This is a genomic window from Polynucleobacter sp. UK-FUSCHL-C3 (genome assembly GCF_040409815.1).
Lineage (GTDB): Bacteria > Pseudomonadota > Gammaproteobacteria > Burkholderiales > Burkholderiaceae > Polynucleobacter.
On the sequence record NZ_CP099959.1, the window covers coordinates 1,645,522 to 1,667,971 of the forward strand.

The following is a 22,450-nucleotide window of genomic DNA, read 5'->3' on the forward strand; positions in this document are numbered from 1 at the left end:
TCATGGAATTTTTCCGGATCCGTAAAGATATTCCCTTCATGCGCCATGCATTGCTTCTCAATGCATTCTCGTTGATTACTTTTATAGCGGCCGTTTTCTTCATCTGGCAAAAAGGCTTACATTTATCCATCGAGTTCACTGGTGGAACTGTGATGGAGATTACATATCCTCAAACCGCACCTCTAGACTCTATTCGTGATCAGATTACGAAGATAGGCTATACAGATACCCAGATCCAAAATTTTGGTAGCTCTCGGGATGTAATGATTCGTCTTCCTTTGCAAAAGGATCAAACAGGTCAAATTATTCCCTCTGCTGTTCAGAGTGCTTCTGTAATGAAAGTGCTTGAAGCAAATAATTCTGGAGCAAAACTACAACGGGTTGAATACGTAGGGCCCCAGGTAGGCAAAGAGCTTGCGATTGACGGTTTGAAAGCCTTAGCCTTTGTCGTAATTGGCATCATGATCTATCTATCCTTCCGTTTTGAGTGGAAGTTTGCGGTCGCCGGTATCTTGGCCAACTTACATGACATTGTTATCATTTTGGGCTTCTTTGCCTTCTTTCAGTGGGAGTTCTCGCTCTCTGTGCTGGCAGCCGTGTTGGCGGTCTTGGGTTACTCCGTGAACGAGTCAGTGGTGATCTTTGACCGAATCCGCGAGAACTTTCGTAAGCAACGCAAAATGGATACTAAGGCGATTATTGATAGCGCGATCACTGGAACAATCAGTCGAACCGTTATTACGCATGGCAGCACAGAGATGATGGTGATTGCCATGCTCATCTTTGGCGGCCCTACCTTGTTCTACTTTGCTCTCGCCCTAACCATCGGTATTTTGTTTGGTATTTATTCGTCGGTGTTCGTTGCGGCTGCGATTGCCATGTGGCTTGGTGTTAAACGTGAGGATCTAATTAAGGGCGATCGCAAAGCGAGCGACAATAATCGCCCAGATGATCCTAACTTTGGAGCGCAGGTCTAATCCGATCTAAGATTCTTTGAGTTGCGCCTTGATGCTGGGAGGCGTACTGCAAGGCTTTTGCAGACATCATCTGACGTTGACTGGTATTCGTGAGCAAAGCCTTAAGACCCTCGCTCAATGATTGCACGAGATCATGGTTGGAGCCTACAATCCGCACCGCCGCCCCACAGGTAATTGCATCTTCACTAGCCTGCTGAAAGTTATACGTGTGCTCTCCCAAAATGACTGGGCACCCATTGGCACAAGCTTCAATCAAATTTTGTCCACCGGTTGGCAAAAGACTGCCACCCATTACCACCAAATCACTAGCGCTGTAATAAGCTGCCATCTCACCCATTGAATCTCCCAGCAAGATATCCATGGAGGCCCAATGCAAAGATGGGTCAAGCTCCGCACTTGAGCGCGGGTCACTAAAACTAGATCGTCGCTCAAATGACAAGCCGGATTGATAGAGTAAATCGGCGACTTCTGTAAATCGGTCGGGATGGCGAGGAACCAAAATGAGTAAGGGCTTTTTAAGAGAGTCGTGTTGCTGAAGATACCTTTTCCATGACTCAATAATGAGGCTCTCTTCGCCTGCGCGTGTACTTGCTGCGCATGCTGCCAAACGCCCTTGATTACTTAGGGCACGCTTCCATTGCTTTCCTAAAGACTGAATAGAGGTCTGCTCATGTACATCAAATTTCATATTACCGGTAACGATGACATCGTTGACACCGAGTGCTTGGTAATGTTTTGCATCTGGCTCAGATTGTGCCAAGATGCCTGCAAAGGATTGGAAGAGGGATCTGCCTGCAGAACCAAAGTGCTGAACGCGCTTAAAACTACGATTTGATAAACGGGCATTGATCAAAAATAAGGGGATGCCAAGTTGCTTGGTCCGAAATACAAAACCTGGCCACGCCTCAGTTTCCATAAAAAGCCCTATTTGGGGACGAAAGTATTTTAGGAAAGCTTCAATTGCCCAGCAAATGTCGTAAGGTAAATAAACTTGGCGAAGTTGACCTGAGGCAATCGCCTTACGATACAACTCTGCCCCGGTATTACGACCTGTTGGGGTCATATGGGTCAATAGGATTGTCTTACCCTCTTTTAATAAAGATTCGATCAGTGCCTGAGTGGCACGGGTCTCGCCAACCGATACCGCATGAATCCATACAGCCCGATGAAATGAAGATTTGACCCCATAAAAGCCAAAGCGCTCACCAATTTTTTTAAGGTAGTCTGGATTACTGCGACTACGCCACAACAAACGCACTAGAACGAATGGAATAGCAACGTGCCAAAGGGCCTCATACAGAAAGTAGAGGCCAATAGGTAATTTTGTTACCTGATGAGATGAAGCGCCCAAAGGTTCCAATTACTTTAAACGAAGAGCCAGCTCTGCGGCCTTACCAACATAAGATCCTGGGGTCATCTTTAGTAAACGCTTTTTCTCGGGCTCAGGTATCGGCAAAGATTTAATAAAGCGATGCAAGCCCTCTCGGGTAATTCCTTTGCCGCGAGTAAGCTCCTTTAATTGCTCATAAGGATTTTCTATGCCATAACGGCGCATAACAGTTTGTACCGGTTCTGCCAAAACCTCCCAGCAATCATCTAAATCAGCAGCAATCGCAGTTTCGTTTACTTCTAATTTAGCAAGTCCGCGTAAAGCACTATCGTAAGCAAGTACGCTGTGGCCAAAGGCAGGGCCTAGATTACGCAATACAGTGGAATCCGTGAGGTCACGCTGCCAGCGCGAGATAGGTAATTTTTCTGCTAGATGACGTAATAAGGCATTGGCAATACCAAGATTACCCTCAGAGTTCTCAAAATCAATTGGGTTTACTTTATGGGGCATGGTTGATGAGCCAATCTCCCCTGCTTTGGTCTTTTGTTTGAAATACCCCAAGGAAATATAGGCCCAGAAATCGCGATCCATATCCAAGAGAATGGTATTGGCGCGTGCAATTGCATCAAACAACTCAGCCATTCCGTCATGGGGCTCAATCTGAATGGTGTAGGGGTTAAATTGCAAACCCAAGCGTTTCTCCACAACCTGTTTAGAGAACCTCTCCCAATCGACATTGGGATAAGCCGCTAAATGTGCGTTGTAATTACCGACAGCGCCATTCATCTTACCCAATAAAGCAACATCTTCAATCTTTTGGATTGCTGACTCTAAGCGCTTCGCAATGTTAGCAATCTCTTTTCCCAATGTTGTTGGGGATGCGGGCTGTCCATGTGTTCTTGATAGCATGGGCAGCTTGGCATGTTTAACAGCCAGGGTATTTAATACCTTAAGAATGTTCTTTAGCTGTGGCAATAAGACTTGATCGCGCGCACCTCGCAACATTAATCCATGCGAGGTGTTATTGATATCCTCTGAGGTGCAAGCAAAATGAATAAACTCGCTAGCCTTTAATAATTTAGGGCGCTTCGCAACCTTCTCTTTTAACCAATACTCAACTGCCTTGACGTCATGGTTGGTAACGGCTTCAATGGATTTAATGCGCTCTGCATCTGCCTCAGAGAAATCTTCAGCCAGTTTTAATAAAAACTTTTTATCAGCTGCATCAATACTGGGGATATTCGCTAACTTTGCTTCGCTCAAAGCCAATAACCATTGGATTTCGACTACAACCCGCTGTTGCATAAACGCTGCTTCGGATAACCATTGGCGTAGGGCATCCAGCTTTTTGGCATATCGCCCATCTAGGGGGGAAAGGGCACTCAGTTGGGATAGTTTGGTCAAGGTCGACTCATTGTAAAGTGGTTGAATACTGATTTTAATGGGTTTATGAACCCATTAGTGACAAACGGCTTGATACGCATTTTTGGTGATTTCCGCACGGCTTAAATGACTGATTGATTGCTATACTGCCCCTTATGAAAATTATTGGCTCGCTCACTAGCCCCTTTGTCCGCAAAGTACGGATCATGATGGCTGAAAAGAAAATAGATGCTGAACTAGTGCTTGACAATGTTTGGGATGCATCAACGGCAATTGCAGACTTCAACCCCCTGGGCAAAGTTCCCTGCCTGGTCATGGATGATGGTGGTGCTATGTTTGACTCCCGCGTCATTGCTGAGTACATCGATACCCTAAGCCCGGTGGGCAAACTAATTCCTGCGACTGGGCGCGAGCGAGCTGCTGTTAAAACTTGGGAAGCGCTGGCCGATGGTGTAACGGATGCTGGTATTTTGGTTCGCTTAGAAAAAACCTTCCGCAATCCAACCGAACAAAGTACCAAGTGGTTAGATCGCCAAATGGAGAAGGTTGATCATGGTTTTAAAACCATCGCTAAAGGACTGGGTGATGCGAAGTGGTGTCATGGCAATCAATTTAGTTTGGCCGATATTTCTGTTGGCTGCGCACTTGGCTGGTTTGAGTTGCGTTTTGGTTATTTAGACTGGAAAACTCAATACCCTAATTTACGAGGGCTCTATGAGCGACTTTCCGAACGTCCTTCTTTTGTTCAAACAGTCCCACCAGCGGCTTAGTTCTTAGCGAACAATAATACCGCCGCCAAGGCAGCGTTCACCCTGATAAAGAACGGCTGATTGCCCTGGTGTTACAGCCCACTGGGCACTCTCAAAACGTAGGTCAAATGAACTATCGTGCTCCGCAGTGATGGTGCAAATAGCATCTTCCTGACGGTAGCGTGTTTTAGCGCTGTATTGTCCTAATTTAGGTTCGCAACCCGCTACCCACGATGCATCCATCGCCGATAAGGTATCGCTAAGTAGCCAAGGATGATCGTGTCCTTGAGCAACATACAGGGTATTGTTAGCAATATCTTTGCGAGCCACATACCAAGCATCACCAGTTCCGTCTTGACTACCGCCAAGCCCAATCCCTTTGCGTTGACCCAGAGTAAAAAACGCTAAGCCCATATGCTCACCCAATACTTTGCCATCGACACTTTTGATGGGGCCGGGAACTCTTGGTAAATACCGATTGAGAAACTCTCGGAAGGGTCGTTCTCCAATAAAACAAATGCCGGTGGAATCTTTTTTACGAGCATTCGGCAGACCAAGGTCTGCGGCGATTTGTCTCACCTCTTTCTTAGTGATTTCTCCGAGAGGAAATAAAACTTTGGATAACTGCATTTGAGTTAAACGATGTAAAAAGTAACTTTGATCCTTGGTCGTATCAACCGCTTTTAATAACTGCACTTCCTGATCATGGTGTTTAACGCGCGCATAGTGCCCCGTAGCAATTAAATTAGCGCCCAAGCTGATGGCATGATCTAAAAATGCCTTGAACTTAATTTCAGCATTGCAGAGTACATCTGGATTTGGGGTGCGGCCCGCGGCATACTCTCTTAGAAAATCAGAAAATACCCGTTCGCGATATTCCGCAGCAAAGTTAACAGCCTCCACATCAATCCCTAAGATATCGGCAACCGAGACCACATCTAACCAATCTTGTCGGGCGGAGCAATATTCCTCGCCATCGTCGTCTTCCCAGTTCTTCATAAAAAGGCCTACGACCTCATAACCCTGTTGCTTAAGAAGCCATGCCGCTACCGAAGAGTCCACCCCCCCGGACATCCCAACTACTACCTTCTGCGGGACAGAATAGTTGCCCAAAGCCTTACTGGTAGGGCTTTGGGGGACGGGGCTTTGGATATTGGGGCTAACCATTAAAAAAGTGCGAAAATACAGTTAATTGTTTCAAGCTCATATTGTAAAAGTCTCGGTCAAGGTCTGGCCAAAGGGATATACAGGAGACTGAGCGGGCTAGCTCACAAGGCGTGGCTAATTTATTAAAATAGGTCCTTTTTTAGAAATCGTTGCTTTTGGAGATAAGCCATGCGCATTGGAGTGCCGCTGGAGACGAGGGCCGGGGAAACCCGTGTTGCCGCAACCCCTGAGACTGTCAAAAAATTAATTAGCCAAGGCCATCAGGTCTTGATACAAGCTGGTGCTGGCGTAGGTGCTAGCCAACCTGATTCAGCCTATGAGGCCGTGGGAGCCAGTATTGGCTCTGCAGCCGACGCCTTGGGATCTGAGATTGTTTTGAAAGTTCGCTCCCCAGAGGCTGCTGAACTAAAACAAATGAAATCGGGTGCTGTTTTATTAGGCATGCTCGATCCATTCGATAATGCCGGTATTCAGGCAATGGCCGGACAAGGCATTACAGCCTTTGCCCTAGAGGCGGCACCTCGTACTACCCGTGCTCAGAGCATGGACGTACTATCTTCCCAAGCGAATATTGCTGGCTATAAAGCTGTGATGGTCGCTACGAATGAATATCAACGCTTTATGCCGATGCTCATGACCGCCGCAGGAACTGTTAAAGCTGCGCGTGTGCTCATTTTAGGTGCTGGTGTTGCTGGTTTACAGGCTATTGCTACTGCCAAACGTTTAGGCTCAGTAATTGAGGCATCCGATGTGCGCCCTGCCGCTAAGGAGCAAATTGAGTCTCTTGGGGCTAAGTTTGTAGACGTCCCTTACGAAACCGATGAAGAGCGCGAGATTGCTCAAGGCGTAGGTGGTTATGCGCGCCCAATGCCAGAGGCTTGGATGAAGCGTCAAGCGGCCCTCGTTGCTGAACGGGCTATGCAAGCTGACATCGTGATTACTACGGCATTAATCCCTGGTCGTAAGCCACCGGTCTTGTTACATACCGATACAGTTAGCAAAATGAAACCCGGTTCAGTGGTGATTGATATTGCTGCGGGTCGGGGCGACAATGGCTCTGGTAATTGCCCACTCACTCAAGCTGATAAGGTGGTTAATCATCATGGCGTGAAGATCGTGGGATACACCAATCTACCTAGTATGGTAGCTGCTGATGCGTCTGCCTTATATGCCCGTAATTTGCTTGATTTCATGAAACTCATCATTAATAAAGAAGCGCAACTGGCGATTCCTGCTGCTGCAGATGACGATATCGTCGCAGCTTGTTTGATGTGTCGTGATGGTCAAGCCATTCGTACCAATTAATTTCTGAAGGAACCAAAATGGATGCTGCTGCTATTCAAAGTCTATTAACTGTTCAAAACATCACTGTCTTCGTATTAGCTATCTTTGTTGGCTACCATGTTGTTTGGAACGTTACCCCCGCATTACACACTCCCTTGATGGCAGTGACCAATGCCATTTCTGGAATCATCATCGTGGGCGCTCTCTTGCAAACCGAAATTATTAATGGGGATGAGATCACTCTTACCAGCCTCATTGGTGCGCTTGCTGTGTTCCTGGCATCGATCAATATATTTGGTGGCTTTATGGTGACGCGACGCATGCTGGAGATGTTTAAGAAAAAAGCTCCCAAGAACGAAGCGGCTGGTAACTAAAAAGAGATCGAATCATGTTAAATATCACAGCCCTTTCTTATCTAGTCTCTTCAGTACTCTTTATCTTAGCCCTGAAGGGTTTATCCTCCCCAACGACCTCACGCCAAGGCAATACCTACGGCATGATTGGAATGGCCTTAGCGGTCGTTACCACTTTTTTAATTCCGAGCTTTAAACCGGTCTATTGGTTAATTGGTGTTGCGATTGTTGCAGGTGCCATCATTGGCTCAATCGCGGCGAAACGCGTCCAGATGACCAAGATGCCTGAGCTTGTTGCTCTAATGCACTCTTTCGTTGGTCTATCTGCTGTACTGATTGCGATTGCGGCAGTATTTAATCCTGCCCAAGAACATTCGGGCGCGCAAAAGATCGAGTTATTTATCGGAGCGTTCATTGGTGCAATCACCTTTACAGCCTCGATCATTGCCTTTGGAAAACTATCTGGCAAAGTTAGTGGTAAGCCCGTTAGTTTTTCTGGTCAGCATTTGCTCAACCTAATTATGGCTATTTTGATGGTTGCCGCTGGTTTTGCATACTTCTTGACTGGAAGTCATGCAGCCTTCTTGATGATGTGTGCCATTGCTCTCGTTCTCGGTGTCACTCTAATCATTCCAATTGGCGGTGCAGATATGCCAGTGGTTGTATCGATGCTCAATAGCTATTCAGGTTGGGCGGCGGCTGGTATCGGTTTCACTTTAAATAACCCCGTATTGATTATTGCGGGAGCCTGCGTTGGCTCTTCGGGCGCGATCCTGTCTTACATCATGTGCAAAGCCATGAATCGCTCCATTGTTGCAGTATTACTGGGTGGGTTTGGTGCCGAAGCTGCTGCCGGTGGAGAAGATAGCGGTCCGAAGAACTACAAAACCGGTTCAGCAGAAGATGCTGCTTTCTTAATGACCAATGCGGATACCGTCATCATCGTTCCAGGCTATGGTTTAGCAGTAGCACGTGCTCAGCATGCCCTTAAAGAATTAACTGAGAAATTGATTCATCACGGAGTAACGGTTAAATATGCCATCCACCCCGTCGCTGGTCGTATGCCTGGCCACATGAACGTTCTTCTCGCCGAAGCCGAGGTTCCATATGACCAAGTATTTGAGATGGAAGATATCAATAGTGATTTCGGTCAAGCTGACGTAGTTTTAGTGCTTGGCGCCAATGACGTAGTTAACCCGGCAGCACGTACCCCAGGCAGCCCTATTTTCGGCATGCCAATCCTTGAAGCCTTTAAAGCCAAAACCATTATTGTTAATAAGCGCTCCATGGCCGCAGGCTATGCCGGTCTAGACAATGAACTCTTCTATTTGGATAAAACCATGATGGTCTTTGGTGATGCCAAGAAGGTCGTTGAAGATATGGTCAAGGCTGTGGAGTAAGCAAGCTAAAGAAATCCAGTCCAAACGGAGTAGCCATCTACCCCGTTTTGCTTTTAGCGGTAGCCTAATTGATCTTTATGTGTTCTTTCTTGCCCATCAACAAATAACTTTTTACACAAACCGCCTCCACTGCTATAAGGCTTTTGACTGGCTTCTTTCTGCATCTTAAACATTGCTTCAAAACAATCTCTGCGATGCTCATACTGCGAGATAACCGTTTGGGTCTCTTTGCCCTTATAAAAATATGTAAAGTCTAGGGTCCAGTATTGATCTCCCATCGGTACTACTATTTTTTCTTTAGCCTGCTCTACTGGTTTTTCTTTTGGAGCAGCGCATGCGCCGCAAAGGATTGCAATGGAAATAATGAATATTTTTTTCATGATTCTAAAATGAAAGGTTAGCAAATTGGAATCATGAGCTAGAAGAACTCTCAATCTTTTCGTCCGGCGAGATACGTCACCCCTCTAGGGCCGTAAGATTCAGAGTGCTCCTGATCTTTGCGAAGATGAAATATATTTCCAGATCGATAACTTGTTTTTATTCCATCAACAGTTATATCAATCTGCCCGCTAATGATTAATGCCTTTGCCTCAAACGGATGGGCATGAACATCAAGGGAGCTATTAGCCTCTCGCTCCACCATCACGGGGGTTGGAAAACCCTCATTGGATAATTGCTCTAAAAATTGACTCTTGTTCATATCAAAGGATATTCTATCTCTTGAAAGTTTTTTAATACCTAAATCAAGGTTTTTTAAATACTAACAAATAAAAAGGGCAGCCTAGGCTGCCCTTAGTTTTTGGACTAATACTGTATTACATCATTCCGTCCATACCACCCATGCCTCCCATGCCGCCCATACCACCTGGCATACCACCGCCGCCTGCAGAGTCTTCTTTTGGACTCTCTGAGATAGCGCAGTCAGTCGTTAGCAAGAGTGCTGCGACAGAAGCAGCATTTACCAATGCGGTCTTGGTCACCTTGGTAGGATCAATAACACCCTGAGCTACTAGATCGCCATACTCACCGGTTGCTGCGTTGTAACCATGGTTGCCTTTTCCAGCTGCAACCGCATTGACCACCACGCTCGCCTCATCGCCTGCATTGGATACGATGATTCGGAGTGGCTCTTCCATTGCACGCAATACGATGCTAATTCCTGCATTTTGATCAGCGTTGTCGCCTTTGAGGCCAGTAATGCCTTGCTTTGCACGAATTAAAGCTACGCCGCCGCCAGGCACAATACCCTCTTCAACCGCTGCACGAGTTGCATGCAATGCATCATCCACGCGCGCTTTTTTCTCTTTCATTTCAACTTCAGTTGCTGCGCCTACGCGGATTACTGCCACACCACCAGCTAATTTGGCTACCCGCTCTTGTAACTTCTCCCGGTCATAGTCGCTGGTTGCTTCTTCAATTTGCACACGAATATTCTTAACACGCGCTTCGATCGATTTGCCGTCACCAGAACCGTCAATAATGATGGTGTTTTCCTTACCAATCTCCACGCGCTTGGCTTGTCCAAGGTGCTCAAGAGTAGTTTTCTCGAGTGTTAAACCAACTTCCTCGGCAATCACTTGGCCACCGGTCAATATTGCGATGTCTTCCAACATAGCCTTACGACGATCACCAAAACCAGGCGCCTTCACAGCACAGGTTTTTAAGATACCGCGAATGTTGTTAACGACCAAAGTAGCCAATGCCTCACCCTCAACATCTTCAGCAATGATCATCAGTGGACGACCTGATTTTGCAACCTGCTCCAATACTGGCAAGAGGTCACGAATATTGCTGACTTTCTTGTCAAATAAAAGAATGTATGGGCTTTCTAAAACGGCTGTTTGTTTTTCTGGTTGATTAATAAAGTAAGGGGAGAGGTATCCACGATCAAACTGCATTCCCTCTACAACCTCAAGCTCATCTTCCAACGATTTGCCATCTTCTACAGTAATCACACCCTCTTTACCAACTTTTTCCATTGCTTCAGCAATCCGCTTACCAATGCTTTCATCGCTATTGGCTGAAATTGATCCTACTTGCGCAATTTCTTTTGTGGTGGTGCAAGGCTTACTAATCTTCTTTAGCTCTTCAATTGCTGCGCTTACTGCCTTATCAATACCGCGCTTGAGATCCATCGGATTGTGGCCTGCAACAACGTATTTCATTCCCTCACGAACAATCGATTGGGCTAATACGGTAGCGGTTGTAGTTCCATCACCAGCAATGTCAGCGGTCTTCGATGCAACTTCCTTAACCATCTGCGCACCCATGTTTTGGAGCTTATCTTTCAATTCAATTTCTTTTGCTACCGAAACACCGTCCTTGGTGATGGTAGGACCACCAAATGAGCGCTCAATTACAACATTGCGGCCCTTAGGTCCAAGAGTTACTTTTACTGCGTTCGCAAGGATATTTACACCCTCAACCATTTTTACGCGGGCGTTATCGCCAAACACTACGTCTTTTGCTGCCATGATTAAATTCCTTTCTTGAGACTAAATTACTTCTGAACAACAGCCATGATGTCTTCTTCGCGCATTACGAGAAGCTCATCACCGTCGACTTTTACAGTTTGACCAGCATATTTTCCGAAGAGAACGCGGTCTCCAACTTTTACGTCGGGGGCATTCAACTTGCCGCTATCGTCACGCTTTCCGGGTCCAACTGCTAATACCTGACCTTGGTCTGGTTTTTCAGCAGCATTGTCTGGAATAACAATCCCAGAGGCAGTTTTTGTTTCTTGATCTAAACGCTTAATAATGACGCGATCGTGTAAAGGACGCAGATTCATTCCTTCTCCTATGTTAGTAAGTGTTAACTAATTAAATTGACCTAAATGCATGGTTTATAATCCCTGCACAGATTGCTAAGATCATGATTTATATGTTTATTTCGTATTATGTCATAAACATTCATCATTATTAGCACTCTTGTGTAGCGAGTGCTGATTATATAGGTCTTATCTCAAGATTTTCAAGAGCTTTTCCTAAATAAGCCTTTATTAGCCCAGGATTTCACAGAGATCCAAGTCAAACCCCCATTTGTAGGAAATTTCCTTCAGATAAATCAACAATATGCCCTTACTTAAGCTGATTTAGAAAGTCAGCTGCATCAACACTCAAGTTACCGTAGTCGGTTCTTTAATAGCCCCATTAAAACCCCACTAGGCAGGGGTTTTTTTAATCAAACGTCAGCCATACTACCGCCTATTCACTATATCTTTGAAGGTCTTACCAGCTGAAAATTTAATGGTTTTGGATGCTGCAATCTTAATTGCCTCTCCAGTTTTTGGATTTCTGCCCATACGCGCCGCGCGCGAACCCAAGGAAAAGCTACCAAACCCAATAAGCTGAACGGCATTTCCTTTTGCGACGCTCGCTTTAATTGAATCTAATAGTAGATTTATAGCTTCCTCAGCCTTTGTTTTACTTAAATCTGCACTATCTGCAATCACATCCACTAGGTCTGCTTTTGTCATAATAGATTTCCTTTGCTTTGTCACTTCGCTATGAAATTTGGGGCTCTTCGACCATTTCAGGTCAAATAGATCCTCCACGTTTATCCTAGCAAACTAATTACGAAAATACTGAAAAGCTTTTTGACAAATTGAATAAAAAATGAGCAGATTTATATTTAAGTGTTTGAGATTGCGGGGTTTCTTGCTCAATATAGGGTTTTTACTAGCCTCTTCTTTATTATTTCTTTTAACCGGTCATCATGTTGCAGCGCAATCACAGAGCCAAGCTTCCATTCGACTACCAACATCGGTTGACCAAGCAATCAAACGAAGTGGCATTGGTAAGGATTCGATCAGCATTTCTGTGACAGAAATTCTAGTACCCACTAATCCCAAATCGCAATCTCGCACGATTCTGGCATGGCGTGATGAAGTAAGCATGAATCCTGCATCAACCATTAAGTTGCTAACGACTTTGGTTGCATTGGATATTCTTGGGCCTAAATATCGGTGGCGCACAGATCTTTTTACAGATGGCGTTATCAAGAATGGAACTTTAAAAGGAAATATATATTTTTTAGGGCATGGCGACCCTAAATTGATTCCAGAGGAACTCTTAAAGCTAACAGGTAAATTAAGAGAGCTTGGTATACAGCATATCGATGGTAATTTGATTTATGATCGCAGTGCTTATGCCCCCCAAGTAATGGAGGATCAGACTATTGATGGAGAGTTATTTCGGTCCTACAACGTACCACCAGATCCACTTTTATATTCTTTCCGAACCCTTTCTTTTAAGATTGATTCCAATAAAAATAGTGATACTTTTAATATTACTTACACGCCTAGGCTTGCGCGCCTTAGTATTCAAAACAATATTTCAGTCAACTCAAATCAGTGTGATGCTGGTAAGCGTGATGTTAATGTTGAGATAAATCCTGATCCAAATTTAGTTTCTGGCAATCAACTCAAGAACCAATCTGCAATACAGTGGGTAGCCACTTTTAGAGGTGATCTGTCTAAAAATTGTAGGGGTATCGGCTACAACACCGTTAAATTTGACCCTAATACTTTTTTTACTCTTGGGTTTACTGCAGCCTGGGAAGATGCTGGTGGAACTTGGATTAAATCCCCACGCGGTCTTTCTGGAACTGTTCCTGTGTATGCTCGCCCCCTTCTAAGCTACGAAGGACTTAATCTTGCTGAGGCTTCACAAGATATTAATAAATTTTCTAATAATGTGATGGCCCGTCAAGTGTTTTTAACCTTGGCACTTGAAAAAATTGGTAAGCCCGCTGATATACCTGGTGGCGAAAAGGTCGTTAAAGCTTGGCTCATGCAACAAGGCTTATCTTTTCCTGAACTTGTTATTGAAAATGGGTCAGGCCTATCTCGCAATGAGGCTATCTCTGCAAAAAATCTGAATACACTACTAATAACTGCCCAAGGCCTTCCGATTTCTGAGGTATTTATTGACTCTTTACCAATAGCGGGGTCTGAAGGAACGGTACGTCATCGCCTTGTAAAAGAACTACGTAAATTTTTACATCTCAAGAAAAAGCCCGAAGTTCGAATTAAAACGGGCGCGCTTAATCAAGTAAGAAATATTTCTGGCTATGTCTTTAGTAAGTCGGGTCGTATTTATGCAGTGACATCATTTATCAATGATCCCAAAGCTAATCGCGGCCAAGAAATCCATGATCAACTACTAGGGTGGTTAATGGAAGACGGGCCGGATCCAAAAGAGGCGCGCTGAAGTCGGTCTCGAATTGCATCCCAACCCTCACCACTCGGCGGGCTTGGTATGTAGATTGTCTGATACTGGGATTGATCTAGAAGACGAAGCAAACGGTATAAACCGTGAGCAAACGCAATGGGCTCTTTTGGAACTTGGATAAGCTTACTTTTCTTGGTTAGCTCTTTTAATTGAGCAAGATCATGCAAGTTCTTATCTTCCCAGACAACTAAAGCAATACTTTGATCAAGTATTCTTCCTTGCTTAATGCTTTGTAAGAAATCACTTAATCCCTGTTTATATAAATGAAGTGGCGTATTGGGTGCATAGTGCGCCTTCAGGCTACCCGAAACGCGCGGTATCTTCTGATCCTTTATAGGGTCAATAGAAACATTAATCCCTGTTGCTTCCTTAATTTGTTTTGGACTAATACTGCCCGGCCGAAGAAGCCGTGGCTCCCCATCTCCTGAGACATCTAAGATTGTCGACTCAATGCCGAACTGACAATCGCCCCCATCTAAGATCAATAAATCATCTTGATCTATAAATTCTGAGCGAACGTGAGCAGCGGAGCTCGGTGAAACCTTACCAAATCGATTGGCCGAAGGAGCGGCAATACCTCCCCGAAATCCTCTTAGCAGTTCTTGTGCAAGTGGGTGCGACGGGGAGCGAATGGCAATAGTATCTTGACCGCCGGTTACAGCATCCAAGACCAATCGGCTTTTCTGAAAAACCAGGGTAAGTGGGCCAGGCCAAAAGTGCTCGATAAGAACAAAGGCTGATTCGGGAATATGCCTTGCCCAAGGACTTAGAATGGCTAACCAATCGTGGGCTTTATCTTGTGAATATTCCAATGGCGCTTGGACATGAACTATGAGTGGATGGTTTGCTGGTCGACCCTTAAGTTGATAAATCGCTTGTATGGCCAAGGGATTACTAGCATCTGCACCCAAACCGTAAACAGTCTCTGTGGGGATGGCCACAAGTTTGCCAGCATGAAGTGCGCTCAGGGCTTTGGTAACGGACTCGGAATCAGACAAATGCTTCTCGAATAAATCGTAAGATTATGGTGCGATACCTAAATCATGGGCTACCGCTACACAGGCATCTTTTGCCTCCTGAATACCCTTACCCAGACAATTAATATGTCCCATCTTGCGTCCTAACTTGGGGCTAGCTTTACCGTACAAATGTAATTTAGCACTGGGATGGGCAAGTACATGATGCCAGGCAGGCTCTCTCGCTTGATCTTTATCAAACCACACATCCCCCAAAATATTCAACATGGCGACTGGTTCCATGAGGGTGACATCACCAAGCGGTAAACGCGCCATAGCTCTTACCTGTTGCTCAAATTGACTCGTAACAGAGGCATCCATGGTGTAGTGCCCAGAATTATGGGGGCGAGGCGCTATCTCATTGACGAGCACTGAGCCATCTTGCAAGACAAAGTACTCAACACATAAAACACCCACATACGCCATCTTCTCGGCGATTTCAAAGCTCGCTCCAATAATTTTTTTTGATACATTAGGATGTTTTACAAGGGATGGGGATGGCACTGTACTGGTATGCAAAATACCATTACGATGAATATTTTCAGCAATTGGATAGGCCGTGACCTGCCCGTCATGAGCACGAACAATTAATGCCGAGACCTCAAATGCAAGAGGCATTCTTTTTTCTAATACGCAAGCATTTCCACCAAGGCCCTGCCAAGCAACTGCAAGCTCATCCGCATCCCTAACATTCACTTGACCCTTACCGTCATAACCCATTCGTGCAGTTTTTAAGATTGCTGGAAATAATTGGGTAGGGACTGTTGCAAGATCACTTTGCGTTTTAATCACATGGTGTGGGGCTGGGCCAATGCCCGATAAAACAGAGCACTGTTGGAGAAATTCTTTTTCAAGGATCCGGTCTTGGGCAATCGAAACGCACCTGCCCATGGGAGCAACAAAAATATCTTTATTCTGAAAATAATCAAGGGTCTTGGCAGGCACATTCTCAAACTCGGTACTAACTGCTGCACACAAGTTAGCCATTTCATTTAAGGCCTTCTCATCACCATAATCTGCACATATATGCTTCTCAGCAACTGCACCCCCAGGGCTTAGCGGATCTGGATCAAGAACACATACCTTATAGCCAAGCGATTGAGCTTCATGAATAAACATGCGGCCCAACTGTCCACCCCCTAATATTCCTAACCAAGCAGGTGGGAGAATGGGTGACAGATTCGTTACAGCAGAATTTCCAGACTTCGTCATGATGGAATTAAGATGCTTTCCCCATTAGGGCAATTTCATTGCTTGAGCAGCTTGGGTTTGCATGGTTCGATAATCGTGCAATCGCTTTGCTAATGACGCATCCGAGCTGGCCAACATTGCCACAATATGTAAGGCTGCATTTGCAGCTCCAGCCTCACCAATTGCAAAACTGGCAACCGGAATTCCTTTTGGCATTTGCACAATCGAGTAGAGAGAGTCTTCGCCTCGTAAATATTTACTAGGTACCGGGACTCCCCAGATAGGTACGATCGTTTTTGCTGCAAGCATGCCCGGAAGGTGGGCTGCGCCACCAGCACCCGCAATAATGGCCTTTAAGCCCCGTGCTTCGGCTTTCTCCGCATAGGCAAACATCTCATCTGGCATGCGATGTGCTGACAAAACCTGCTTCTCATGCGGAATATTGAACTGCTCCAATATCTGAACAGCGTATTGCATGGTATCCCAATCTGAATTGGATCCCATCACAACTCCTACCAGAACCTGATCAGCCATTGGCTCTCCAAAAGGGCTTGAAAAACATTATTATCGCAGTCTTTAGGCTCTTAACGTCATGAGCACTATTGGGTCAACCTGCGTAATGCCTCACGATATTTTTCTGCAGTTTTTTCGATAATCTCAGCCGGTAAATGGGGCGCAGGGGGCGCTTTAGCCCAAGGCTTACCATCGACCCGAACAGACTCTAACCAATCTCGCAAAAATTGTTTATCAAACGATGGTGGGTTAGTTCCTACCCGATAAGTAGTCGCAGGCCAGAATCGTGATGAATCGGCCGTCAGAATTTCATCCATTAAGACCAGTTGTCCAGTTTCATCTAAACCGAACTCAAACTTCGTATCGGCAATGATGATGCCTTTTTCTAAAGCATATTGAGCGGCTTCGCGATACAAACGAATGCTTGTTTCTTTAATCTTGTGCGCAAGCTCAGTACCAATCCGTTTTTCTACTTCTGAATACGAAATGTTCTCATCATGATGACCCATCTCCGCTTTAGCTGCTGGTGTAAAAATAGGCTTTGCTAAGACTTGGGCATTTTGCAGACCAGCGGGTAAACGAATCCCACAAACCGCCCCAGTATCTTGATAATCCTTCCAGCCACTACCTGCTAGATAACCACGAACTACTGCCTCAACAAGAATGGGTTTGAGGCGCTTTGCAACAACAGCTCTGCCCTTGACCTGATCGATTTCATTAGAAGCCACTACAGTACTTGGATCAATTCCTGTCAAATGATTAGGAATCACATGAGCCAAATGAGCAAACCAAAAATTACTCATTTGATTTAGGACCATGCCCTTTTCAGGAATGGCTTCTTGCATAATCACATCAAATGCTGAAATGCGATCGGTAGTGATCATTAATAGCCGATCATCACCCACAGCATAGACATCGCGTACCTTACCCTGAGAGATTAGAGGTAAAGAACGAATTGAGGTGCTGTGCAACGCATTCATGACTAGCGAACTTTCACAATCTTTAGGGTATTCGTGCCACCCGCTTGATCCATTGGCTCACCAATCGTTAAGACGATGGTATCGCCTGATTTTGCTACCCCTAATTCTTTTAGGCGTTTCTCAACTCCCAACAATGCCGACTCACGGTCAACTCCCGCCTCAATGCTAAAAGGCCTGACATTACGATAAGTGCTCAACGCACGCTGGGTTTCAATTCGGCTCGTTAGTGCCACGATTGGGACACGGATATTATGGCGACTCATCCAAATCGGGGTTGAACCCGAATCGGTTAATGCGGCAATGGCCGTTGCATTTAAATGATGTGCAGTAAATAATGCGCCAAGAGCAATCGCTTGATCAATCCGCTCAAAACGTTGGTCCAAGAAATCGGTATCCAAGTTCACAACTTCAGATTTTTCAGCCTCAATGCAAATCGCTGCCATTTGTTCAATGGTTTTTACTGGAAACTGTCCGGTCGCAGATTCTGCAGAGAGCATCACTGCATCAGTACCATCCAATACTGCGTTAGCAACATCGCTCACCTCGGCGCGCGTTGGTACGGGTGCATTGATCATCGACTCCATCATCTGGGTTGCTGTAATCGTGAACTTGTCTGCCTCTAAGGCCAAGCGAATCATGCGCTTTTGTAAGGCTGGTACCGCAGGGTTACCAACCTCAATAGCCAAATCGCCGCGGGCTACCATAATGCCGTCACTCTCAGCAATAATGCTTTCAAGCGCTCCGGGCGCAATTGCTTCAGCTCGCTCAACCTTGGCGATTAAACGTGCCTTGCCCTTACCATGCTTGACACTGGCAGCATCGGCAAGCTTGCGGGCATAGGCCATGTCAGCGCCATCTTTAGGAAAGCTAATTGCTAAGAAATCAACGCCCATTGAGATAGCGGCGTCCATATCCTGAATATCTTTTTCTGTTAAGGCTGGGGCCGTTAAACCACCACCGGCTCGATTAATTCCTTTGTTATTCGATAAGGGGCCACCGGTCTCCACCTTGGTATAAATCTCGCCACCCACAACCTTATCGACTATCAAAACAATCAGCCCGTCATTCAGAAGTAAACGATCTCCTGACTTTACATCTTTAGGTAAATCTTTATAGTCCAAACCAACACGGTCTTGATTACCAAGTTCGCAGGCGATATCTAAAATAAATTGAGCGCCTTCTTTAAGAACAACCTTCCCATCGGCGAACTTACCCACCCGGATCTTTGGGCCTTGCAAGTCAGCCATGATGCCGACCTCTTTATCCACTTCTTTTGAAATTTGTCGCACCAGATCGTAACGCGCGCGGTGGTCAGCAACCGTACCATGCGAGAAATTCAGGCGCACCACATTGAGCCCCGCGCGGATCATGTCCCGCAAGACCTCGGGTTTCTCAGAAGCGGGTCCCAGAGTAGCAATAATTTTTGTTGCTCGTTGCATGATTAGTCCTTAGCGCGCTCAGCAAGCACGGCAAATGCAGGCAAGGTCTTACCCTCGAGGAATTCGAGGAAAGCACCCCCACCAGTTGAAATGTAATCCACTTGATTCTCAATTCCATACTTCGCGATCGCTGCCAACGTATCACCCCCACCCGCAATAGAGAAGGCTGGTGAATGGGCAATTGCAGCAGCAATCATTTTGGTACCACCGCCAAACTGATCAATCTCAAAAACTCCTAATGGGCCATTCCATACAATAGTTCCGGCATGGGCCAACATCATCGACAACTTTGCTGCTGTTTTGGGACCTACATCCAAAATCATGTCGTCTTGGGCCACTTCATCAACCGGCACTCGATTGGCACGCGCTAAAGGCGAAAGCTCATTAGCAACTACTACATCCTCAGGAATGGGGACGCGCGCGCCCCGCTTTTCCATCAAGGCAATAATTTCTTTTGCTTCATCGACTAAATCAGGCTCTGCCAAGGATTTGCCAATCGATAGGCCCTTAGCTAATAAAAAAGTATTTGCAATTCCACCGCCCACAATCAACTCATCAACCTTTTCGGCCAATGACTTCAAAATCGTTAACTTGGTAGAGACCTTGGAACCCGCCACAATAGCAACCAAGGGACGCTTTGGTTCTGCCAGAGCGCGACTTAGAGCGTCAAGCTCAGCAGCCATCAACGGGCCTGCACAAGCTACTTTGGCATAACGCGCTATGCCATAGGTCGTTGCCTCGGCACGATGTGCTGTTCCAAATGCATCATTAACATACACATCACAGAGTGCAGCCATTTTCTTGGCTAGTACATCGGTATTCTTTTTTTCACCCACATTGACACGACAATTTTCTAAAATAACAACATCGCCAACGGCAAGATCAAAGCCGCCATCCACCCAATTACTGATTAGTGGCACTTTGCGATTGAGCAACTCAGCAATGCGATGAGCGATCGGCGCCAAACTGTCCTCGGGCTTAAAAGCCCCCTCACTAGGTCTTCCTAAATGAGATGTCACCATCACCGCGGCGCCACTATCCAAACACATCTGAATTGCAGGAATTGATGCGCGGATACGGGTATCTTCAGTAATATTGCCTGCCTCGTCTTGCGGAACATTTAAATCAGCACGAATAAAAACACGTTTCCCTTTTAACTGGCCAGTAGCAGCAAGTTCATTTAAGCGTTTAACTTTGAGAAGCGGAGTGAGCATAAAACAGACTATTCATCTAGGAAGGTTGGAGTCCTCCATTTTAGATCCAGTGGCGTACCAGGCTAAATACTGCCATTCCGACCAATAAGGTCGGTAGCATCTGGCGGGTCCAAAAATACACCCCAAAAGCAGCAATACCGCCCCAAATATTGGGTAATTTCCAGTCCAACTGGCTAATCTCAAGGGCTCCAGGGGGTAATACAAGCTCCGGAGCCAAAATGCCCACAATCGCTGCCAGCGGGGCGAAGCGTATGGACCGAAGAACGAGCTCTGGAACCTTGACCCGATCGCCTAAAAATACGAAGAACGAACGGGTTAATCCAGTAATGATGGCCATCCCTAGAATTAGGAAGATGATTTCTAAAGAACTTAAAGGCTCTGGCCTCATTGCGCCCCCTTGGGAGATCGATCTGCAAGAATCCCCACCATAATTGCCGCAATAATGGCCAAAGTAAGGTTTAGCTTAAATGGCATGGAATACGCCAATACAGCGACGACCGCTGCAGCCCCTGCCGCCCAGCGAGCCGAGCGATGATCTAGCATCGGTATGATCACTGCAATTAAAGCTAGAGTACCGGCAAACTCCAATCCCCAACTGTCCGGAATCTGGCTGGCAAACAAAATACCGATAATTGAGCCTGTTTGCCAAATGGTCCAGTTACCACAAGCCAAGCCATACATAAAGTGGCTTCGGTAATAGCCGTCAGCCTTTCTCTCCTGAGCGTTTTGAACTTCAGTAAAGCGGTTTGTGAACATGAGATAGCCGAAGTCTGCCGTGAAATACCCCAAGATCACCCTTCTCCAGTAAGGCAAATGAGAAAAATGAGCCTGAACGCCAACACTAAAAATGATGAAGCGCAGATTAACGACGAAGGCAGTAATCAAAATCGTGCCGATGGAGAATCCGCCAGCAATTAGGGGCAAGGCTGCTAACTGGGCAGTTCCTGCGAACACAAAGAGGCTCATTGCTAGCGCCTGCTCTGTGCTCAATGGGGATTTACCCATTGCCAGCCCAGTAACTAAGGCCCAACTAAAAATGGTCACTGCTGAGGTCGACATGGTTTTTAGTCCGTCTCGCCAAGCCCCTTGTTGCAAAGGGGTCCAGCCCCAGTAGGGCAACTTGGAAACGAATGGATTAAAACGCATAGGAGGCACCTATTATAGAAACCCCCTGGTTCGGCAAGCCTGTTTCAAAGCCATCCCCCGCCATTTCTCTGCTCTACAATAAGACTTTTAATGGCTTATGCCAGTTTTCTAGTGCTAGCCAGCCCGCCCACAACATAAAAGGTGCTAAAGATGTCGATGTCTGACCGTGATGGAGTTATTTGGTTTGATGGCAAGCTCGTCCCCTGGAGAGATGCCAATGTTCACGTACTAACCCATAGCCTGCACTACGGCATGGGCGTGTTTGAAGGAATCCGAGCATACAAAACGCAAGATGGTACCGCCATCTTTCGCCTCACAGAACACGTCAAGCGTCTTTTTAATGGTCTGAAAATTTTTCAGATGAAAATACCTTACACCGAAGAACAGATTGCCCAAGCAATCACTCAGGTCGTGCGTGATAACAAATTAGCATCTTGCTATATTCGTCCTATTATTTTTATCGGCTCACAAAAGCTTGGCATCTCCCCGACGGGGAACTCAACTCATACAGCCATCGCCGCTTGGCAATGGGGTGCTTATTTGGGTGAAGACGGTCTCAATAAAGGGATTCGGGTCAAGACCTCTTCCTTCACCCGTCATTTTGTTAACTCCTCCTTGGTGAGAGCAAAAGCCTCAGGCTATTACATCAACTCCATTCTTGCTCATCAAGAAGTCGCTGCGAACGGTTACGATGAAGCATTGCTCTTAGACACCGAAGGCTATGTGTCTGAGGGTTCTGGTGAAAATATGTTCATGGTTCGTAATGGTATTGTCTTTACTCCAGATCTCGCATCCTGTCTTGACGGCATTACCCGTGATTCGATTATTCGGATTGCAAAAGATTTAGGCTTTGAGGTACGCGAGAAACGTATCACGCGAGATGAGGTGTATTCAGCAGATGAGGCTTTCTTCACCGGAACGGCTGCAGAGGTTACCCCAATTCGTGAGCTTGATGATCGCACCATTGGCGACGGTACGCGCGGTCCGATCACCAAACAAATCCAAGATGTATTCTTCGACACGGTATATGGCAAAAATGATCGCTACCGTGAGTGGTTAAGTCCTGTCTAGTTA

The 22,450-nt window shown here is 45.9% G+C and carries 23 protein-coding genes; 7 read left to right on the top strand and 16 right to left on the bottom strand.

Annotated elements, in window-relative coordinates:
• Positions 1-2: 2 nt before the first annotated feature.
• Complete coding sequence (gene secF / locus NKE59_RS08310; RefSeq protein ID WP_353438506.1) at positions 3-977, top strand: protein translocase subunit SecF; 975 nt, start codon at positions 3-5, stop codon at positions 975-977.
• On the opposite strand, the gene NKE59_RS08315 is transcribed toward secF, so the two are convergent.
• Together NKE59_RS08315 and purB are read right to left on the bottom strand one after the other, a co-directional pair.
• Positions 955-2,328: a 3-deoxy-D-manno-octulosonic acid transferase gene (locus NKE59_RS08315; RefSeq protein ID WP_353438507.1), complete on the bottom strand. Its 1,374-nt coding sequence runs from the start codon at positions 2,326-2,328 to the stop codon at positions 955-957. The two genes, secF and NKE59_RS08315, sit on opposite strands and share 23 nt — an antisense overlap.
• A gap of 9 nt (positions 2,329-2,337) precedes the next feature.
• Positions 2,338-3,711 carry an adenylosuccinate lyase gene (gene purB / locus NKE59_RS08320; RefSeq protein WP_353438508.1) on the bottom strand — a complete coding sequence of 458 codons (1,374 nt, stop codon included), beginning with the start codon at positions 3,709-3,711 and terminating at the stop codon, positions 2,338-2,340.
• 134 nt (positions 3,712-3,845) lie between these two features.
• On the opposite strand from purB, the gene NKE59_RS08325 reads away from it, so the two are divergent.
• A complete protein-coding gene (locus tag NKE59_RS08325; protein WP_353438509.1) occupies positions 3,846-4,460 on the top strand; it encodes a glutathione S-transferase C-terminal domain-containing protein in 615 nt (204 codons plus the stop codon).
• A gap of 3 nt (positions 4,461-4,463) precedes the next feature.
• On the opposite strand, the gene mnmA is transcribed toward NKE59_RS08325, so the two are convergent.
• Entirely contained in the window at positions 4,464-5,606 is a 1,143-nt protein-coding gene (mnmA, locus tag NKE59_RS08330; RefSeq protein WP_353438510.1) for a tRNA 2-thiouridine(34) synthase MnmA, read from the bottom strand.
• A gap of 168 nt (positions 5,607-5,774) precedes the next feature.
• Between mnmA and NKE59_RS08335 the strand changes: the two genes are divergently transcribed.
• From NKE59_RS08335 to NKE59_RS08345, 3 genes are read left to right on the top strand one after another with little or no spacing between them, the layout of a single operon-like run.
• A complete protein-coding gene (locus tag NKE59_RS08335; protein WP_353438511.1) occupies positions 5,775-6,911 on the top strand; it encodes a Re/Si-specific NAD(P)(+) transhydrogenase subunit alpha in 1,137 nt (378 codons plus the stop codon).
• 17 nt (positions 6,912-6,928) lie between these two features.
• The gene (locus tag NKE59_RS08340) at positions 6,929-7,264 is read left to right on the top strand and encodes a proton-translocating transhydrogenase family protein (RefSeq protein ID WP_353438512.1); all 336 of its coding nucleotides are present in this window, start codon (positions 6,929-6,931) and stop codon (positions 7,262-7,264) included.
• Positions 7,265-7,278: 14 nt separating this feature from the next.
• A complete protein-coding gene (locus NKE59_RS08345; protein ID WP_353438513.1) occupies positions 7,279-8,643 on the top strand; it encodes an NAD(P)(+) transhydrogenase (Re/Si-specific) subunit beta in 1,365 nt (454 codons plus the stop codon).
• A 53-nt stretch (positions 8,644-8,696) separates the two neighbouring features.
• Here NKE59_RS08345 and NKE59_RS08350 read toward each other — a convergent pair whose 3' ends face one another.
• From NKE59_RS08350 to NKE59_RS08370, 5 genes are all read right to left on the bottom strand, one after another.
• Positions 8,697-9,023: a hypothetical protein gene (locus NKE59_RS08350; RefSeq protein ID WP_353438514.1), complete on the bottom strand. Its 327-nt coding sequence runs from the start codon at positions 9,021-9,023 to the stop codon at positions 8,697-8,699.
• A gap of 50 nt (positions 9,024-9,073) precedes the next feature.
• The gene (locus tag NKE59_RS08355; RefSeq protein WP_353438515.1) at positions 9,074-9,343 is read right to left on the bottom strand and encodes a cupin; all 270 of its coding nucleotides are present in this window, start codon (positions 9,341-9,343) and stop codon (positions 9,074-9,076) included.
• Positions 9,344-9,458: 115 nt separating this feature from the next.
• Positions 9,459-11,117, bottom strand: a complete 1,659-nt coding sequence (groL, locus tag NKE59_RS08360; RefSeq protein ID WP_353438516.1) for a chaperonin GroEL — start codon at positions 11,115-11,117, stop codon at positions 9,459-9,461.
• A 26-nt stretch (positions 11,118-11,143) separates the two neighbouring features.
• Positions 11,144-11,434, bottom strand: a complete 291-nt coding sequence (gene groES, locus NKE59_RS08365; protein ID WP_353438517.1) for a co-chaperone GroES — start codon at positions 11,432-11,434, stop codon at positions 11,144-11,146.
• Positions 11,435-11,842: 408 nt separating this feature from the next.
• Positions 11,843-12,124, bottom strand: coding sequence for an HU family DNA-binding protein (locus NKE59_RS08370; RefSeq protein ID WP_353439942.1), 282 nt, complete (start codon positions 12,122-12,124; stop codon positions 11,843-11,845).
• 166 nt (positions 12,125-12,290) lie between these two features.
• Between NKE59_RS08370 and NKE59_RS08375 the strand changes: the two genes are divergently transcribed.
• Complete coding sequence (locus NKE59_RS08375; protein WP_353438518.1) at positions 12,291-13,856, top strand: D-alanyl-D-alanine carboxypeptidase/D-alanyl-D-alanine-endopeptidase; 1,566 nt, start codon at positions 12,291-12,293, stop codon at positions 13,854-13,856.
• Here the strand turns inward: NKE59_RS08375 and NKE59_RS08380 are convergent.
• The 8 genes from NKE59_RS08380 to NKE59_RS08415 form a co-directional block, all read right to left on the bottom strand.
• Complete coding sequence (locus NKE59_RS08380) at positions 13,802-14,875, bottom strand: L-threonylcarbamoyladenylate synthase (protein WP_353438519.1); 1,074 nt, start codon at positions 14,873-14,875, stop codon at positions 13,802-13,804. The genes NKE59_RS08375 and NKE59_RS08380 overlap by 55 nt on opposite strands.
• 24 nt (positions 14,876-14,899) lie before the next feature.
• Entirely contained in the window at positions 14,900-16,105 is a 1,206-nt protein-coding gene (locus NKE59_RS08385; RefSeq protein ID WP_353438520.1) for a 5-(carboxyamino)imidazole ribonucleotide synthase, read from the bottom strand.
• 24 nt (positions 16,106-16,129) lie between these two features.
• Positions 16,130-16,618 carry a 5-(carboxyamino)imidazole ribonucleotide mutase gene (gene purE / locus NKE59_RS08390; RefSeq protein ID WP_353438521.1) on the bottom strand — a complete coding sequence of 163 codons (489 nt, stop codon included), beginning with the start codon at positions 16,616-16,618 and terminating at the stop codon, positions 16,130-16,132.
• 65 nt (positions 16,619-16,683) lie between these two features.
• Positions 16,684-17,577, bottom strand: coding sequence for a phosphoribosylaminoimidazolesuccinocarboxamide synthase (locus tag NKE59_RS08395; protein ID WP_353438522.1), 894 nt, complete (start codon positions 17,575-17,577; stop codon positions 16,684-16,686).
• 2 nt (positions 17,578-17,579) lie between these two features.
• The gene (pyk, locus tag NKE59_RS08400) at positions 17,580-19,016 is read right to left on the bottom strand and encodes a pyruvate kinase (RefSeq protein ID WP_353438523.1); all 1,437 of its coding nucleotides are present in this window, start codon (positions 19,014-19,016) and stop codon (positions 17,580-17,582) included.
• 2 nt (positions 19,017-19,018) lie between these two features.
• Positions 19,019-20,230 carry a phosphoglycerate kinase gene (locus tag NKE59_RS08405; RefSeq protein ID WP_353438524.1) on the bottom strand — a complete coding sequence of 404 codons (1,212 nt, stop codon included), beginning with the start codon at positions 20,228-20,230 and terminating at the stop codon, positions 19,019-19,021.
• A gap of 40 nt (positions 20,231-20,270) precedes the next feature.
• Entirely contained in the window at positions 20,271-20,618 is a 348-nt protein-coding gene (locus NKE59_RS08410) for an AzlD domain-containing protein (RefSeq protein ID WP_353438525.1), read from the bottom strand.
• Positions 20,615-21,376 carry an AzlC family ABC transporter permease gene (locus NKE59_RS08415; protein ID WP_353438526.1) on the bottom strand — a complete coding sequence of 254 codons (762 nt, stop codon included), beginning with the start codon at positions 21,374-21,376 and terminating at the stop codon, positions 20,615-20,617. The genes NKE59_RS08410 and NKE59_RS08415 overlap by 4 nt, the downstream gene beginning before the upstream one ends.
• Positions 21,377-21,526: 150 nt before the next feature.
• Here NKE59_RS08415 and NKE59_RS08420 point away from each other — a divergent pair, with 150 nt between their 5' ends.
• The gene (locus NKE59_RS08420; RefSeq protein ID WP_353438527.1) at positions 21,527-22,447 is read left to right on the top strand and encodes a branched-chain amino acid transaminase; all 921 of its coding nucleotides are present in this window, start codon (positions 21,527-21,529) and stop codon (positions 22,445-22,447) included.
• The last annotated feature ends 3 nt before the right edge of the window (positions 22,448-22,450 follow it).